This window comes from Pedobacter sp. N23S346, from assembly GCF_048515415.1.
Classification (GTDB): domain Bacteria; phylum Bacteroidota; class Bacteroidia; order Sphingobacteriales; family Sphingobacteriaceae; genus Pedobacter.
In genome coordinates this window covers 343,911-362,046 of record NZ_JBLYEE010000005.1, presented here as the reverse complement: position 1 = coordinate 362,046, position 18,136 = coordinate 343,911, and the positions used below count along the sequence as shown (strand labels likewise).

10 protein-coding genes and 2 tRNA genes are annotated in these 18,136 nt (G+C 36.2%); 1 reads left to right on the top strand and 11 read right to left on the bottom strand.

The genetic code is table 11. The features are described from left to right. Window positions 1-228 precede the first annotated feature (228 nt). The 9 genes from ACN1CD_RS11890 to ACN1CD_RS11850 form a co-directional block, all read right to left on the bottom strand. A tRNA-Glu gene (locus ACN1CD_RS11890) sits at window positions 229-300 on the bottom strand. 76 nt (window positions 301-376) lie between these two features. Next, a tRNA-Met gene (locus ACN1CD_RS11885) sits at window positions 377-452 on the bottom strand. A gap of 1,039 nt (window positions 453-1,491) precedes the next feature. Beyond that, window positions 1,492-2,994, bottom strand: coding sequence for a hypothetical protein (locus ACN1CD_RS11880; RefSeq protein ID WP_419130609.1), 1,503 nt, complete (start codon window positions 2,992-2,994; stop codon window positions 1,492-1,494). A 5-nt stretch (window positions 2,995-2,999) separates the two neighbouring features. Continuing rightward, window positions 3,000-5,057, bottom strand: coding sequence for a hypothetical protein (locus ACN1CD_RS11875; RefSeq protein ID WP_419130608.1), 2,058 nt, complete (start codon window positions 5,055-5,057; stop codon window positions 3,000-3,002). 27 nt (window positions 5,058-5,084) lie between these two features. Beyond that, complete coding sequence (locus ACN1CD_RS11870; protein ID WP_419130607.1) at window positions 5,085-5,309, bottom strand: hypothetical protein; 225 nt, start codon at window positions 5,307-5,309, stop codon at window positions 5,085-5,087. A gap of 12 nt (window positions 5,310-5,321) precedes the next feature. After that, window positions 5,322-6,791, bottom strand: a complete 1,470-nt coding sequence (locus ACN1CD_RS11865) for a hypothetical protein (RefSeq protein WP_419130606.1) — start codon at window positions 6,789-6,791, stop codon at window positions 5,322-5,324. A 602-nt stretch (window positions 6,792-7,393) separates the two neighbouring features. Continuing rightward, window positions 7,394-9,403, bottom strand: a complete 2,010-nt coding sequence (locus ACN1CD_RS11860; RefSeq protein ID WP_419130605.1) for a hypothetical protein — start codon at window positions 9,401-9,403, stop codon at window positions 7,394-7,396. Continuing rightward, window positions 9,390-10,574, bottom strand: a complete 1,185-nt coding sequence (locus tag ACN1CD_RS11855; protein WP_419130604.1) for an NUDIX domain-containing protein — start codon at window positions 10,572-10,574, stop codon at window positions 9,390-9,392. Before ACN1CD_RS11855 ends, ACN1CD_RS11860 begins: the two co-directional genes overlap by 14 nt. After that, window positions 10,571-11,563 carry a hypothetical protein gene (locus ACN1CD_RS11850; RefSeq protein ID WP_419130603.1) on the bottom strand — a complete coding sequence of 331 codons (993 nt, stop codon included), beginning with the start codon at window positions 11,561-11,563 and terminating at the stop codon, window positions 10,571-10,573. Before ACN1CD_RS11850 ends, ACN1CD_RS11855 begins: the two co-directional genes overlap by 4 nt. 411 nt (window positions 11,564-11,974) lie before the next feature. On the opposite strand from ACN1CD_RS11850, the gene ACN1CD_RS11845 reads away from it, so the two are divergent. Further along, window positions 11,975-14,197 carry a hypothetical protein gene (locus ACN1CD_RS11845; protein WP_419130602.1) on the top strand — a complete coding sequence of 741 codons (2,223 nt, stop codon included), beginning with the start codon at window positions 11,975-11,977 and terminating at the stop codon, window positions 14,195-14,197. Window positions 14,198-14,600: 403 nt separating this feature from the next. Here ACN1CD_RS11845 and ACN1CD_RS11840 read toward each other — a convergent pair whose 3' ends face one another. After that, the gene (locus ACN1CD_RS11840) at window positions 14,601-15,758 is read right to left on the bottom strand and encodes a hypothetical protein (protein ID WP_419130601.1); all 1,158 of its coding nucleotides are present in this window, start codon (window positions 15,756-15,758) and stop codon (window positions 14,601-14,603) included. Then, window positions 15,755-17,710: an AAA family ATPase gene (locus ACN1CD_RS11835; RefSeq protein ID WP_419130600.1), complete on the bottom strand. Its 1,956-nt coding sequence runs from the start codon at window positions 17,708-17,710 to the stop codon at window positions 15,755-15,757. Before ACN1CD_RS11835 ends, ACN1CD_RS11840 begins: the two co-directional genes overlap by 4 nt. Window positions 17,711-18,136: the final 426 nt, after the last annotated feature.

The following is an 18,136-nucleotide window of genomic DNA, read 5'->3' as shown; positions in this document are numbered from 1 at the left end:
CATTTAATGCGAAGGTCAAAGTATTCAGAGCAACATCAAGAGGTGTGCGAGATATCAAATTCTTCTTGTTCAGGTTATCGAAAATATATGCTTAATTTTTATCTCCCCCAACTTTTCCGCTTGATCCTCTATTTCAGGTCTTTGATTCTGGTGATTAACTTATATAATTATCAGGGCATAAAAAAAGCGCTGATTCAGTTGTAATGACTGATATTCAGCGCTTTATCGTAGCCCGTAGGGGAATCGAACCCCTGTTTCCAGAATGAAAATCTGGCGTCCTCACCCCTAGACGAACGGGCCATTAAAATAAGTCCTGAGTCTTTAGTCTGGAGTCTAATGACTTTGGACTTGGTACTGACGACTTCAGACTACCTTTTGGTAGCGGGGACACGACTCGAACGTGCGACCTTCGGGTTATGAGCCCGACGAGCTACCAACTGCTCCACCCCGCACTCTATATCTTCAAATTTTCTTTGTTTGAAGGAGTGCAAAGGTATGAATTGTTTTGATACTTGCAAATCATCTACAAAGAAAATTTAAAATATTTTTGATAGGTGTTTTCAGTCTTTTAAAATCTGAATCTTTGAAGAACTTTTAAGGAATGATTTTGTAATTGATTATCAGTATTTTGTATGCTTATCATTAGATCTAAAATCAATTTTGCCACAAAATATTTGGAATAATGATCATCAATTTGTTCCTTTGTTTATAATTAGTCTAAATAATAATATTTGCTTTTTTATTCATTTAAATTAATATCACAGTCTATTATAATTTTTGGTTAGTTATGTTGATTATAAGCCCTGTTTACCCGTACCCAAATTGGAGGTGTGGGTAAATCAGGCACTATGGATTCATCAAAGCCTGAAACTGATTTCATCAATATTTTTCTTGATAATAACAATAAAGATTCTTTGAATTTAATAGCTGTTGTGGTTCGTAAAGAGAATACCTTTCCCGCTTAATCCGATTTATTTAATGCTGCCAGCATTATTATTTTATGAGGAAGAAAAGCTTTTTGTATGGTTTTGAAAATAATGGGATGAGATTTACTTTAAAACAAAAATCCCGCTCTACTTATCGTAAAGCGGGATCGTAGCGGGGATGGTGAATTCTTAGAACACTTATTGGGGTTTTTGGAGGTGTTAGAGCCGATTTTGTCAAAATTCAATGAAAAACTCTAAAACGATTACATACAACATCCTGATTTACAGAACCCAAGCGAATTAAACACAATACAACCCCTTATCTATCAATCATTTAATCAAGTAAAACTCTAAATATCATTTATCAATGAGAAAAGAAATTATCTAAACTGTGGCTAAAGCTAACAATTTGAGCATGCTCAAATTACTTTTTAGATGCATCAAGCAGCATAAATTCCAATTCAATTTTTAGGATGGTTGCACACCACTAATGGTGTCTCTGTCGGGGCTCCGAAATTTTATAGTATTCGTTCATAACTCACGCTTATTCAAAATTTTAATCGCACTATAACTGCAAATTATATTCGATGTAGTAAGTTTCATTTTTACAGTTTTCGTCAAATTCTTTTCTTTCTTTGGGGCTTAATGCATTTTTTCCATTCTTAACACAATCAGCTAGGCTTTCCTTTGTTTTACGGTCGGCAAGCAATCCTTTCTCGTTCATTACCAGCAACCTTCCTTTGGTCTTTTTGACAAGCTCTTTCACAATTTCCACGTTTGGCATTGTTGAGGTCCATCCTTCAGAAATGATGTTGTAATCCAAGGTGGCCATTGCTACCAGGTCTGAATGGGTCATCATTTCTAGGCCAAGACGTTTGGCTGTACCATTATGGCTGAGGTGGTGTGCAACCTTGTAGAATACAGTCCGATTTAGCAAATCTTCAACTACACCTTTTTTTAAATGGTCGGAGTTTTCGACTTTCGGAACACTTGAGTTCCAATCAATTTCATGCCAACTAGCCCAAGAACCAAACTCTGCATCGCCGGGGAAAAGCATTACTTTCTGGGAAGGCTCAAATTCAAAGGCTAAAGCTAGGCTGAGGTTGTTGGTCATGCTAGATACTCTAAGAGCAAGTTCTCCAGCACCCTGCAGCCAATCGAAATCGATGTTTCGCCATTCGGATCCATCGTTCTTATAGTTCCTCATAGCTTTTTCCCAAGCGGAAGAATTCCTATCGATTACATATTTTCGATCAAAAGGAAGTTCTTCAGTGTAATCTTCTGATTCGTTTAGGACGGCCGCTGCAAAAGCATCACTCTTAAATATTTCCCTGTTGTGCTTATAGCTTTCACCTTCTCCTCCATTTTCTTTCTTGATTGAAAGCCACGATTTTGGAGGACCTAGTACATAGATGTTCACCCCTGGTAATCCTTTCAAACCTCGAATAATATCTCCAGGATTTTTGAAGACCAGTTTTCCTTTTGCAATCTTATCTTTTACGATTTTCATTCCCTTGAGATTACCCACATAGACCTGATTGTCAAGAGAAAATTGCAAGTCAACCAGATCAGATAGTTTCGCCGAAAAACTTTTCCTTGATTCAATGATTTGGCTAGCATATTTTTCATGTTCGTAGGCCTGATGATTAAATTCATCATGAACAAATACGCTGATTTTTTCTGTCGCCTTAGCAAGTGCCTTTTTCTTCTGCCCATACCGCTTCATCCAATCTTGGATTGTGGGGTCGTCGTCGTTCTCCGTCCAGGCCATCCAAACCTGCTTCGCGTCGAAACCATTTGTGAAAAGCTGTTCACAGGCTTCAAAACCATACACATGATCCTTATGTTCATGGGTAATTACCAAAAGGTCGACTTCATTACCAAACCAAGATACTAAATCGGAGACGTATGGTGATAGGTATTCCTTAGTGCCTTTCCAGGTACCGCAATCAATCATGAGTTTATAGCTCAGGCCATCTTTATCATAGAACTTGATGCCGAAACAGTCGCCCGTACCAAGTTTATACATCCGTATTTCTGTCCTAGTAATTTTATTTTGTATAGGCATAAATGTCAGTGTTTATGTAAAAAAGCAAATGGTTCGTTCAGGTCATTGGGTGAATGGAAGTAATTTGCCATGTCGGTTGCAGTTAGATTCAAATCTTCTACGTAAGATTTAATTGCCTTTAGTCTTGTAAGTTGCAATCTGGTGATGTTCCTGTCCAATGCGGCAGTATCAATCAATGGCTTGCTGATTGCGTACTTTAATTCCAAAGTATCTAAATCGAAGATTAACGTACAGCCTCCTTTGAAAGACACCTGGTTTTCTTTGCTAAAACCATCGGTCAGCAAAGTCGAAAAATCATCATCTTTTAAGTTGCCTTTGATTGTCTGAACAATCGAAAAAATTACCTGGTTAACTTTTGAACCATCGGGTCCCGTTCGGTTTACCAAACGAAGATTATTGATTTCAAAACGTGGACCGTGGTAATTTCCAAGCGAAGAAGCAGAGATGCCAAATTCCCTAAAATTTTCAAGAAAAATGAGTCCTGTGATCTGCGAAAACTTCTTAGAATAAGGGAACTTTACGCTGATTCTTCGATGTAATCCCATTATGCGGGTTTCATCATCATCATATTTACCCGAGATGTATTTACTAGTGATGTTGAATATATCATGACGCTTGTCTACATATTTGATTTCGTTTTCATAGGCGCGCAAAAATTCCCCTACTATATTCAAAAGGTCGGTAAAATTACCATCTTCTGTCATATTTCCTGATTCGTTATTTAGCTTGAAACGGTCTTGCTGTTTCGCAAAATAAATGTTCATAGGCTCATACCTCAGGCTTTCCATGCTAAGTGTTTTGATGCCTGAAGGGTAAATCCCCCTTCTTCTAAAGGCATCGATAAAAGCAAGCCTATAGTTTTTTGAGTCTTCGGAAACCAGTTCCATGTCTGCAGTTATGATGGCACGGAGATAATCTCCAAAATTGATATCAAGAGGTGGGCAGTAATCCAGTGCTCGTATGCACATATTCAATACATGGCTGGCTGATTTCGAGGCTTCGCTTGCTAAGCGATTAACCAGATCTGGATGAAGTTCTCCTGCTTGTAAAATGCCGGTGCCGTTTGAAGCGATGCGGAAAAGGTCGGCGGTCCTAGACTTATAGATGGATATAAATGCCTCGAAAACGGCGGCTACGAGAATGCTTCCACGGTGATGCGGTTCAAGAATATTTTGGTACGCTAATGGATCAGGCTCAAGGGGTGCCCAAACCTGGGTCTCCTCGTCAACTGAACCAATCGCATCCCTTAGGCTGCCATAGGACCCTATTGCTGTCCCAAATTGCTGTGCCAGTTTTCCCAACATGTTTTCGCTTTTGAGGTCGCCGCGGGTCCTTGCGATTTGGTGTTTAAGTACTTCTGGAAAACTAAAATGCTGAAACAGGGCCACAATATCGGCAAAAGCCTCGTGGAAGGCTAGCACATCTGGATTGGTCGCCACGTTATAATTCCTGTGCATTCCATCAATGATTGCATGTGTGATTTCATGTGCAATAATATCATGGCTAAGGCAGGTAAACACGAGCGAACCAGGCATTTGTAGTGATTCATTAGCAGGAGAAGCAGAGAAATAGCCAAACAGCAACGACTTTTTTAGTGGGCTATAATAGGCATTGGCATCCCTAAAAGCATGAGGATAGATGCGCAGTTTATCTACATAGTCTTCATATTTTCCAGTTACCTCTTTATCAAGCAATCGCGAAGACCATAAAATCTTTCTCCCAAGCGCCTTTTCAAAGTTGGCGATGGTAGTCATGGCCACAGCATATACCATCTGTTGGTGAAACTGCGGATTACTTTCGCTTGGGGCAAGGCCATCGCAAGCTACAATATTCAAATGATTAAGGTCTACGGGTTCAAAGAAGCATTCCAAGGTAGGGTCGTAATCCACCACTTCAAGGTATTCGCCAACAGGTCCATGCGTCAGGCTTTCCCATTTTACTTTGTAGATAATGTCATTAATGGTCGATGTATCCATCTGCATTGATAGGCTTGGATCAAAAGCATACCCTCTCAGTTTTCTGATTGAAGGCAATCTTTCGTTTTCAAATTTAAGTTTGCTCATAATGCTTTATCTGATTTTTGCTAGGTTTTAAAATTCAGCTTTTCCTTTTTTAAAGTTAATGCTCGTTAAATGGCCGGTGTCTTTTTCATGTCGATCTTTCTCAGTTTTCATTCCCGCCCAGGTCACCCATCCTGTTAGAGACTCCTCTTCTTCTAGGCAAACAGCTTTGTAAACGTAACCCGGTTGGGGATGGGTAACAGCTGGATTTATTTTTTTAAGCGTTTTTAAGTAGAAAGAATTTTTGGCGGCCATGTCAATTATAGTTTATTGTGAAGATTTGAACAATCTATTAAAAGGCAATGTTGCTCTAACCCCAAATTCGTTCCTGTCCCAAGACTTGTTTGTTGTGGAAAGGCTGTTGAAAGTATCGGAAAGAATCATGTAAGCCTCAAGATTTAGTGTGTGTTTTTCCTTTTTTTCATCCTTAAGAGAAAACATAATTCCCGCCCCTGAATCAACATAACCATGCCCTCCATTTGGCTTGTAATAGGAAGGAAAGAAATGGGCTGCGATATTACCATTATTGAAAATGTAGTATAGGTTAGAAAAAACACCAAATTGATGATATTCCACAATTTTGCTAGGATCAGTATAGGCAATATATTTTTTTACTACCTTTCTTGTAATGTCTCCATTTTTAAAAAGTGACTCCTGTGTAATGTCCTGTGTTGACAGCAATGAGAGATTGTTGTCCCTCATCCATTGAAACCCCATGTTTATCATTAGCCCCTTCTTCTCAAACTGATCCTGATAGTAGAAATTTATGGTCGCGCCGAGTTTGTAGGTCGCTAGGTTTGGATTTTGTATCTGGTCAGCAAATGGGTTCGTCGATTCAAAAGTAAAATAATCTTTTTTGCCCGAACCTACGATTAATGTTATCCATAGGAACTTATATCCAGCAAACTTGTAATCATTTTGAAGCTTTTTCTTTTTTTCTTCATCAATCTTGAGCTGCTTCCAACCAAAGTCAGTTGCAAGGCTATAGTTATCGGATTTGACATAACCCAAAGAATCGATTTGAAACTCGGATTGGTCAATTAATTTTTGAAGTTTTGGTAGTTCGGCGACAATTTTTTGCCGTTCTGTAAAAGCAGTTTCACGTTCCTTATTCGATTTACTGACATCTGACATTTCTGATTCAAATTCTTTTATTCGATTTTTTTTAATTTCGATGGCTTCGTTGGTACATTCAATATTTTCTCTAAGTGCAAGAATCTTTTCGCCTGCCTTTGCTAGTTCTTGTTCAAAAGACTTGGTGACGTTCCTTCTGGCAGCAGAAGTTAGTTCAAGATCTATGAAATATTTGCCGTCAACATGAAGACTTCGAGATGGATTTTCCTTTAAAATTCGAAAGTTATATTCAAGATTTATTCCTGCAGTGGTATTGAGTTTGGTATTTTTAAAGACAGTTGCGAAATTTCCATCAATCAGTTCGCCTTGTGCCGATATGGATAAAAAACTGAGTCTACTTTTACGTGGGTCTCCAAAAGGGATGGTTCCCTTAAAGCTAAATGCACCATTAATTGGCTCGAGGCTAGCATAGCTCCCAATTATTCCAACACTGGTATTGGATCCTAGAAGAGTTGCATATGGGCCGTTTAATGTCGCTTTCCATTTAGACGGTTCTATTTTTTGAGAGAAAACAATCATTGGAACAACAAGCATTCCAATTATAAATAGAAGAGGGTGCAAAAGTCTTTTAAAGGACCTGCCGAGAGAGATTAAATAATGCATTTTGAGGCGTTTACGTATTTAAAGCTAGTAAGAATATTTGACAAATTTTAAAAAATAAATTTTGAGAAAAATCTAAATCCAATAACCTATAAAGTAGTTGTAGATACTCTGAAAATAAACTAAAGGACCAGCGCCAGTTTAGCCATCTGTGTTGTCTTACATGCAGATAGGTCTGCTGGCCACGAATAGGAAGTACTGGAGAATCACTTCATCGAAGAAACCTTTGAAAAGAAGCTTATTGCTTTGATATTCCAGAACGGAGCAGTTCTTCAAGATAGATATAAATACGAAAATTATATTTTTTATACCACGAGAGCGCAAAACAATCTGACACATCTTTCAGTACGATTATGGAGGAAAGCTCCGAAAAAAGAAGACAAGAATCTTCCATAAATATTTCAAATGAAAAAACCCGTACCTACCACGGTAGGTACGGGTTCCAGTAGCGGGGATGGTGAATACTTAGAACACTTATTGGGATTTTTAGAGGTGTTAGAGGCGATTTTGGCAAATAGAATCAAAACTAGCGAAGATTAAAATTATCGATGAAGCTAAGACCCGTTAATATAAACTGATATTCGTTTGAAACAACACTCGAAAGGCTAGTTTTTCTTCCGTTCAAACAACGGGTTCCAAGGATATTCAATAGATTTCTCGTTGTTATCACTCGCCCAAATAATGGGCAAAGTATTATTAGGAGTGTTGTGAGCAAATACTATAAGAGCTTGGCTGTCATCGTAACCCAATGGTCCTAATGGATAAAGTTTTTGTCCATAAAGCTCTGCGATTATTCTAAGCTTTGTTATTAAGTGTTTGGGGAAAATTTCAGATTCCGGTGAAAATGCCATATGGCTTTCATTCATAAGAGATAATGTTATTACTTTTTCAAACCCCGTTTCTTCGCGTATTTTTTTGATTCCATTCTCGTAAGCTAGTAATGAAAAATAGTATTTGGTTAGTTTTACATCAGCCAATTTTTTTTTGTAATACCTTGTCGCTTGATTACCGCTACCAATTATATCATCGATAAATACAATAGCATCATGATTTCCAATTGAACTGCGGAAGTCTTTCGGGAAGTTTTGTTGAGGCAATCGTAACCTTTGATTCAGGCGATACAAAAACTGCTCACCGCTGCCCGCACTAGAGTCGCCTAATCCAGAGAACATTACCTTACTTAAATCATTTTGAAATAATTTCCTTAGCGCCATTGCCATTTTATCTAGCAATTCATCGATATCCCCTTCCGAATAGTATCTAATATTTTTATAAATTAATAAAGCGATATCAAATTCACTTCTTTTAAAGTTCTCAAACCAACGAATTGTCCGCTCTAGCATTTGCTGATAACCGCCTGGAGTATCTGTTTCTGGAATCCTAAAATTATTGATAATGGTTTTTTTAATCGCCGTCTCGTTTTTTAAGACATACTCTTTCGCATTTAGAATATTTATTTCCTCATATTGAGCAACTACTTGTATAACGACTTTTTTCTTATCAACTGAATATTCATTAACCAACTCTATAAAATTATTTATTGTAGCTTTATTGAAGGCTTCATACTTACTAATAATTAACTCCAGTGGCTTCTTATAATGTTGTTTACTTAAATTTAAACGCTTACACAGTAACCCAAATGCCTTCACAAATTTCGTAACGTCAATCTTCCCATTCGCAAGGAATTTATCAACTTCATGAAACAAGGGAAGTGCTTTTTTTGCGTTATCGGCTTTATATGCACTTGCCTCAATTAATAAAAAATAAAACTCCTTGAAATAGATAAATGGCTCAGAATACTTCAATTTCATTACATCTTGAAGACTTAACATATTAATAGCTTTTCGTAGTCCTATTAAATTTAAACACTCATCAAATAGTCCTGTATCAAACTTCAGATTAGCACTAACTTGAGTAGTATTAAAAAAATTGCTATTATCAATTGACAAACCTAGCACTTGGGTTGTAGCGATAGAATAGAGCATAGATAGTTTTCTTCGAACAATGAATTTAAATTCCTTGCTTACCCGAAGTCTAGTTAATAGCGGATGTAAATACTCCCATACAAAATCTTTTTTTCTTGATTGACCAAACTGAACCAAATTAATCTTAATTTCAGTTTTATCCGAAGGGCTAATTGGTAAACTATGTATATAATGTCCAATTGTACCCAGTTCAAATGATTCTAACTCTTGAATCCAAAGTTCTACAATCTTATCACTTATCGACAATTTCGGTCTTCTCAACAAAATGAACTTTTCATCCATTTGCTTAGATAATCTGAGAACCTGATCTTTATTGTTATAAGCTGTGAGAGAGCTAGGACTTTTATTAATTTTTTTTAAACCATGCTCCCTAAAATTTTCCAGATCTTCATCAATAAAGTATAATATTTCACCATTTTCAAATAACTCTAAGAGATTATCAGTTACCATTCTTGTTTTTTCAGATTCAAAGAAAAAGGAACTTGAGGCCAATACCTTATCGCTTAACAAATAAAGAAGCTTTAAATGATAGGTAATGTAGTCTGCCTGCAAATTATTAACGGCCTGTGTTGGCTCATTACCAATTGACCAAAAGGTGGAATTGGATTTGTCTATATTATTTAAATCCATCTTTTAAAATGTTAGATAAAAGGTCAGACACAATTGAAGTTGTTCTTAATTCCTCCGTATCGATATAGATTACTTTATGTCCTATCCCTTCTAGATAATTTCCTACATCTTGAAAAGCGTAATTTAAGGCTTCGATATATTCAATAGTAAAGTATTTTTCAATCTTTCTATTCCTTTCGGCAATTCTTTTTACTAGGGAATTCTTTCTACAATAGAAAAAAAGAACAAAATCAGGCTTGGGCAGGTAGCTAGAATAAATTTGATAATTATATAAAAATGTTTCGAACTGATCTTGAGTAAGCCAATTTAGCCTGAACAACGCTAGTGAGTAAGCAAGTGTGCTAAAAATTGTTTCATCAACTAATGCATTTTGTGGTGCTGATAATGATTGGATATACTTATCTGCTAAAATTTCCATTTGAAAATAGAAGAAGTAGATAAATTTCCTATTCTTCATTGCTTCAATAAAATAGCGTTTTAGCCTAGTATTCTTCTTCAAGATTTTACTATTGTCACTTATTAAACTGTATTTTGAATTTGGAATGGAATTGAACAATGATTTTAACGTCGTAGTTTTACCCGAACCGGGAGATCCGAATGTAACTATCCAAGACTTCATTTCAGGACTATTAAATTCCAACGGAGGATAATCCTTCATATATTTCATTAAATCGACAACATTTGTCATCAAAACATCAGGCCTATTGGTAAATAGATTGAGTTGACTTGATAGTTTTAAGGCCCTTCTTTGTATAGCATATTGTACAGTTTCTTTAACGTGAGGAACAAGTTTTAGGGAATCTATTTGACTTATTTCTAGCCATTGGTGCTGTGAATGTTCCGTAATGTCTATTGATACATTCGGATTTATTTCAAATTCTGTGTAAAACAAAGCATAGCTAAATGCCATGTCATCATTGCTAACATAATAATCATCTACCACTGTTAAGCGTTCCTCGGAAAGAACTAACTTTGTTTCTTCAAATAATTCTCTAATAATCGCCTTTATAAGAGTTTCTCCAATCTCAACCTTTCCAGTTGGAATACCCCAGTGATCTGGGTAAGATTTGTCAATATTACGCTTTAAAACTAGAATCATGTTACCACTGAAACAGACACAACCGACAGCGGCAAACAATACATCTTTTTGGTCAGTATATCTTTTAATCACGGGAACATTCTATTTAAAACTATCGACTTCTGTTCGTCATCTAAAAATGAATTTGATAACGCATTTTTTTGATTACTTATAATATCGGCTAAGGTTAACGAGCATATGCTAGATACTAGACTTATCTCTTGGATGATGTCAGTATGAAATATAAGTTCATCATCGGTATTAATGGAAAAATTAATCTTTTTGTTGACAATATTTTTGATTGGATCAAAACTATCCCTGCACAATCCGATAATCTTATTTGCGGTTGGGCAGATTTCAAAATGCATATCACTACTTAATAGGTTAGCAAATAAATCAGAATCTTCTTGGCTCCTTACTCCATGGCCTATTCTATCTGCGAAACAATATTCTATAACCTCTTTTACAGATTCAGGCCCCTCAATTTCTCCACCATGAGCTGTAATATAAAATCCACATTTTTTAATTCTTTCACAATGTTTGGAATATTGAACTCTTGGAACTGCATTACTTCCACCACTTAATCCTAATGCAACAAAGATATTTTTAGGCAGATCTACTAACCAATCAATAATATATGCAGATCTTTCATCTTTATTTCTGACCAAATCACAAATCAATCTCATTGAAATTATCCCATTCTTCTCTAAATCATTAACAGCTTTTACAAAACCCTTTGAAATTTGATCTAGTGGAACTCCTCGAGATAAATGTTTCCATGGCGAAAACTGAACTTCTACGTACTTAACATTTTGAGATGCTAGGTTTTGACCATAGCGAAACAGAGCTTCATAAAAGTCCTCGTCACTATGATAGCTTGAGCAAATTTCAAAATATATCTTTCGAAATGTTTCCCAATTATTTGCTTGAATGGATTTGTAAATATCCTTTGAAAATGGATTAAAAGACAGTTTTACACCATTTCTATTACTCAAATCTTTCAGCGAAGCAGGCGTCATGCTTCCTTCAAGATGTGTATGTAGTAAAATTTTGGGAATACTTAAGATATCATCGGATGTCATTTAATAAGGTTTAGGGAGCATTAATATATCAATTATAAGATTTTTTAATGAAACATCCTAAAGGTCAAACACATAAGATTGAAGTTAAATTACATTTCCTAAATCTCAATCAAATGGAAAAGAAAAGACGTGCATAACACAACCAGAAAAGCAAGAAATTAATTTTACAGGAAAAAGAAGAAAAATTTCTAGATCTAGTCGCTGAAATAGTTGTCAATATCATTATTGAAGAGGACGATGGCCGAGAAAAAAACGGATGGAGGTGTTCAAAATCCCTTACGAAAACCCTAATGGGATTTTGAACAAACGAACTTAAACCAACCTACTGATAAACAGATAGTTAGCAATACATTTTAAAATAAATAATTTTTTAGAAAAACACAACACCAGCTAACAATCAATATAAAAGAATTGGTAGCTCCCCATTTACATCATGTAGCTCAGCAGATAAAGTCCGATGATGAAATTTACAAGTTCTATTCGATGTTCTGGTTCTATAAAGGTTATGATACGCTTAAATACCTAAGAGGATGGATCAAATCTTTACCCCAAGTCTCGACTGGAGGAAAATTGGTATTTCACTTTGAAAATAATGACCATACGAGATCAACCGAATATTTTGAACTTTTGATCCAGTTTTGGAGCCATCCCAATGAGTTGCTCGAACCATCCATTTCACTTGCCATAGAACTTGTAGCTACCCAGGACAATAGGCTTCCAGAATTTTTGAAGTTTATCAATGATTACTTCAGCTACAGGGTCGACGACCTGCAGATGGAATATGTAAGGCAACATAAACTGCTTGATGTTTTGGATGCTGAAAACCGTTCAAGCAGGCATAAGGAAATTGCCGATGGCACCTTTCTAAAGATCCTCGAAGTGCTTTTCGGAAGTCACTTTACTCAATTTGGGTCAGCTAAAGGACACGCCTTTACGTATTATAATTTCGATCTGCCGTATAACCCCGCCTTAGTGGCAATTAGAGAGAAAATGCTAGTTGGACTGATTAAGCGAGCCGACTATAAAGAGTTTAATATCAATCGGGTTTTAGAGAAGATTGTATTTCCTGGTGGAAAGCTGGATAAAAAAATCTACATAGATGAACTTCCAATTTATGAGAGGCTGATTTTCGAGAAGTTTTCTACAGAGGAGTATTCGCATTGTAAGTTTGTTAAGAGGCTGGCAAAAAATATCGAAGAGGCAGGAGGTGAAAGTCCAGAATCTTGGAATGTATTCATCGGATCAGATATTATGAAACTCTACGAGATGCTTAGGCCGCAATGGGACAGATCGGGAAAAAGCGCTTTAGAACAGGATCAAGAAAGGCGAAAAATGTTTGAAGACTTTGTGATTCAGCGAAATTGGGAAGAGTTAGAATCATATATCTACAAAATAGACGAGTTTTATGAGCAGCTCGATCAGCGCGATCGTTGGATGGTTGAGGGCAGCGCCACGGAAATATTCATTGCATCGAGACTAAAGGGGAAGGATTTCGCAATTCAAACCCTCAGGCTATTTCTTAGTGCAAAGATAAGTGTACCCATCAATTCTAGGATTTGTTATTTTCTGTTGAATGATGCAACATTTAGTGGTCCAGAATTTCTGGAATTATTGGAGGAATTTGATTTCACAGGTAAAAACGTATGGCTGAGCACATTTTTTACGGCACTTCCTAAGGAGCAGGTTGATGCTGACATGTTGAATCGTTTGATCAGCTTTTTCGGTGATCAGAACATACTAGTACCATTATCTAGGATGTTGGATTTTGAGAAGTTTCAAGACACATTCTCTAGATTTCAGAAGAGCAAAGTTGATCTCGATGGATATAATATCATTAGCTATCTAACATGGCTTGTACTAGAAAAACCTACAGACAAAGTATATCTTGGTTGGAATTTTTGCCAAGAATGTGCTGCTTTCTTTAAGAAAAAATTGCCAGTATTGAAACAGGCATACACCATATTAAAAGAAACCGAACGGAATTTCGATCATGATGGAAAAGAGCTAGAGGCCTTGCTAGAAATTGATCCAATTTTTTTTGTCGAATATCTTGAAAGCACTTTTGTTGACTTTGATTATTTGACTTTTCGCTTTGAGGATATCCGTACGGACTATATCTGGAAGCTGCCAAATTATTCAGACATTATAACCAAGTCATTAGAAATTATCATAAGAAAAAGCCCAGTGTTCTCGGACATGACACACGCTGCTGTATCTTTGTTCAATTTCGACCCAGAAAATCAGGAGCTTGTCGAAAAAGCTAGACGACAGATATCGGAATATTTGGCAATAAATTATAAGGATCAGCAGAGGGTAATGATGTTGGAAAATATCGTGCTATGTAAGTATAGAACCGAATACGTTGGATTTTTACGCGAGCTGTTGTTGTTGCAAAAAGATGTAGAATTTTTCCGGAAAATGTTTTTTAGTGCCTCTGGTGGCATAGCCACTAAAAGCTATATGTCCACATTGCAAAATCAAATTGAGCTATGCCAAGAGATTATAGGCATGATCAAAGGTCTTTCGGATATATTGGATTACGCTGACCATGTTAATTATATGGAGCAGAAAATTATATGGATAAAAGAAAGCATTCAAAATGAGTTAAAGAGGGATTTCTACGATTTAGAATAGGTGATTTAATCTATTGATTATGTTTAATATAAATACCTGTATTATTGGTTGGACCATTTTTTTTTAATAGAGTAAGCATCCCTTACCGTTTACTCAACAATGACAGTCTTTCACATAATTTCTTGTATGAGACCGGCAATTTTCAATACACTTTAAACGTAGTGAACAAGCTTAATAACTTTTTTATTCTGCAATAAACCCATATCTTTAATCATAGCAATTGCAACTAAAAAATACAGACAAAAAGGTGAGTGATTCGGTGAGTCACAATTCCCAAAACATCCAGATAGCCTTTAAACGCTGAAAACTGAACAAAGTTCATGACCATTGTGGATAACTCTGCGCAACTAAGTATCTCAATCTCTTCGTTTTTTTTACAATTAACTTGATCCTATTTTTTGAGCTATTTCGAAATAAAGAAATCTGGTATCATTTGCCGGATGATGTCTCTGGTAAATTTTGCCATTGGTCTACGATTAAAGTCCTTTTCTTCCATATAATTCCCAAAATAAAACTGATAAAATTCACTCTTATCTGTTTGTAGTTCTTTAAAAAAAACAGAAATCGAGTCAGCTTGGGCGCTTGAAAACCTGTCTGTTCGTTCTTTCATTTCACCTAGGATATCCCTATGTGCGGCATGGTAGATTTCTTTTATCCTAAAAAGACGAGTATTTCCCTCCTGGGCCTTCAAGCCGAATATCTTTCGAAAAATCGGCGTGTCGTCATTGACGCCAGGCAACAATCTAACAGCAAAATTTTCCGGATGACGTACAGGGTTTTTTAGGGCTTCATATTCAAAACCAAAAACGCAAGCTTCAGAAAATCCTGACACATAAGGATGTAAATGGGTATCGTGCGTGATGGTAGTGGCGCTCTTCAAACTTGAATTACAATAATAACACGAAGGGATGAGGTTGTAAAAGCTCAAGGCAAGAAATGGCTGCTCTGATTTTGGGAAAAAATGGTCGAATTGTGGTCTGATTAGATTTTTCCCTTTATCGATTACTGTGTTTATATAGTTCCTATTACAATATGGACAGGTGTTGACTTCTAGCTCATTTGCAACATGATAAGCGAATTCATCAAACAAATCGTAGTCTATTATACTGCCAATCCAATTCCATAAAGAAACATTCTTTTTCTTGTCTACTATGTTAAAATTTTGTCTGACCAATAGATCTACTTCTAAGCTATCTTCCGGGGAACACAGCAGAATAGCTTTTAAGTTTTCCTTGTTTTTGAAAAAATAAAGTAAATCTTGAATTGTGCTTTCATATTCAAAAACGAATGGCGAAACATTGTCCAGTATGATGCGATCATATTGGACTCTGTCATTTGATTTGAAGTTAAGTTTACTTCGGCTTAGGAACTGATTGATCAATGATATCTTCGCGTTCCATCTTAAGCCAGTACTATCATAAAGATCATCTAGTTCTCCACCAGCAAATAGCACATTAAACAAATCGATATAAAAATCAATCCTTCGATTTATGATTGGATTGATCTGCTCAAAATAGTTTTCACTTATTTCGGAAAGCTTCTTATGTTCAATTCTTATCATTGCTGTTTCCGTTTTTGATCACGAATAGCCTTGAGTACATTTAGTTCTTGGCTACGATCCTGGATGATTTTGTCAACAACATCAGGCTCAACCCTGGAAGCGACCATTTCAAGAACTTTAGCTTTAATAAATTGGTCTCCAATAATGTTGATTCGTTGTCTCAGGTTTGTTTCAAAAAACTCCTTTGATATATTTTCAAGGGGCTTAATTTCCTTGATAAGTTCATCAATATAGTTTCTGGCAAATTCACCCATTAGTCCATCTTGGAGAAAAAATGAATCCATAAATAATTCGTGAATGTTCGCTCCGAAGGTTTCTATATGGTCAATAGCTGGAGAGACCTCGCACCTCACATCCTCATTATCTTGCTCTATACGGTTGAGAAAGATAATATTTTGCTTGGGAATATCTGATAGGATAAATGGGGAATGAGTCGTTAGTATAACCTGTAACTTGCGACCTTCAAAGAAAAATTTTATTGCATCTAATAGATCCTTAAGGTATTGCTTTTGCCATTGAGGATGATAGTAAAGGTCGCCCTCATCAATCAACAATAAAAGAAATTTGTTCTGCATTTTTTTCCTCAACTCATATAGGCGAGTAAAGTTATTAAGGCGAGCTTGTTCACCAGTGCTCAAGTCGTGTTCCCAGGTGTACTCCAAGAAGGCAGTTTCATTACCATATTGATAGTCAAAAACCTGGCTAAGCAAATTCCATACATTCGGACCAACGGTAAATGGAAATTGGATTATTTGATTTTTATAAACTGGGTCATCTTCAAAAGGTGCCTTTTCGATTGCCGAATTTAGTTTATCCCCAAGGAGGTCCCTGAGTTTTGATGCCTCTAAGGTATCTTTTGTAGTTATCTTAAGTTCATTTAAACTTTCTTCTATCTCTGAGAAAACATCCTGGCTTTTTGCGATTTTGGCAATTAGCCCTGCAAGATCACCGTTGGTATATGAATTGCCTTCTTCGCCAAAAAGATCGTATCGAACCGCATTATAAAATACACACAGGTAAATCATATTTTGAAAGACCTGTCGACGATCGCTGATTTGTTGCAGTTGAAGAAGTGCCTGTTCTTGTATTTCTTTAAGCTCACCTTTATGAAACAGATATCCTTTACTGTTCTGGTCGTCTAACAAACTTTGGTAGTCTTGAAAATTGAAGGAAATCACTACTTTCCTCGGCAGATCTGGTAGCAAATTTCTAACCCTACCATTGGTGTATGCGATAAGTCTAAAATGACTTTGAAATTCCTTTTTATAGTAGTCCTGCAAGTGAGACGGGAAAATTTCTATTACAGGAGTTTTTCTTTGCGCCTTATCCCTAATCTTTTTCTCAGTATCACGTTCGACCTTTTTAACGTACTCGTTTAAAAAATCATCAACCCGATATTTCGTGGATAGGTTAATGATACCACTATAGTATGTTTCTGGCGTGTAGTCAAAATTACCTGTTAAAAAACCGCAATCTATTTTTTTCAACTCTATTCCAAGACCTGTGATTCTGTTGTCTCCAAAATTCGTTAGGTAATATGGGGTTGCCTGTCTAACTTGATACTTGTTTCCTAGGCTATCGGATATGCCAATTTCTACGTACAAGGGCAACATAGTATTTCCTCCACCATTAAAATAATGCGTATGCAAGATATTGTTCTCCCGGTCTAGATGACAAAAGATAAGAGGAGCAATAAGTATCTCAAGGTTTCCATAGAGCATCTTTAAACAGGAAAGCAAAGTTGATTTACCGGCGCCATTCCTGCCAGCAATCCCTGAAATTTGGACGGTGGGTAGCTTGAACGGATTTGTAAAATCGGGATTCAGGTCCAGATCGAGCTTATATCTTTGTTCCCCGATTGACGTAACTGTTGCTGTAATTTCTGGACTAAAATTAAAAGCCTGACGATTAAACTTTCTAAAATGTTCAATCCATAAAAATGTTAATTCCATATGAGCGTTTAGATACTGCCAAAATTATTTATTCTTATCCAGATTTACCACAACAATCGATATTATTTGAATTCTTGATGTTCTGAATTTGACCAAATGCAAGTTTGATTAGTCTACTAGCGGTTCCATTTCATCCAGTAGTAAGATTTTTAATTGTTCCTTCTTGATGTTTTGAAATATTCTTCAGCTTCCAAATAAAGATTACGTTTAGCCTTAAGTTCAGCTATCTTTTCCTTGATAAATAATTCAAATTTTCTTACCCTCGCATTCTATAATCAGCTTGATTTCAACCGCTATCTAATTAAATCACAAATTATTCGAATATCAGCATTCAACTTAGATATCATTCGTAGCAAATTGTAAACTTCGGCTTATATGAATGCGATTTAATTCTTATGTTGTTATTTTTTTAATAATAAAATTCTT

Coding starts and splice junctions, on each gene's coding strand:
- ACN1CD_RS11880 (WP_419130609.1), bottom strand. CDS start 2,994: ATGCCTATACAAAATAAAATTACTAGGACAGAAATACGGATGTATAAA.
- ACN1CD_RS11875 (WP_419130608.1), bottom strand. CDS start 5,057: ATGAGCAAACTTAAATTTGAAAACGAAAGATTGCCTTCAATCAGAAAA.
- ACN1CD_RS11870 (WP_419130607.1), bottom strand. CDS start 5,309: ATGGCCGCCAAAAATTCTTTCTACTTAAAAACGCTTAAAAAAATAAAT.
- ACN1CD_RS11865 (WP_419130606.1), bottom strand. CDS start 6,791: ATGCATTATTTAATCTCTCTCGGCAGGTCCTTTAAAAGACTTTTGCAC.
- ACN1CD_RS11860 (WP_419130605.1), bottom strand. CDS start 9,403: ATGGATTTAAATAATATAGACAAATCCAATTCCACCTTTTGGTCAATT.
- ACN1CD_RS11850 (WP_419130603.1), bottom strand. CDS start 11,563: ATGACATCCGATGATATCTTAAGTATTCCCAAAATTTTACTACATACA.
- ACN1CD_RS11840 (WP_419130601.1), bottom strand. CDS start 15,758: ATGATAAGAATTGAACATAAGAAGCTTTCCGAAATAAGTGAAAACTAT.
- ACN1CD_RS11835 (WP_419130600.1), bottom strand. CDS start 17,710: ATGGAATTAACATTTTTATGGATTGAACATTTTAGAAAGTTTAATCGT.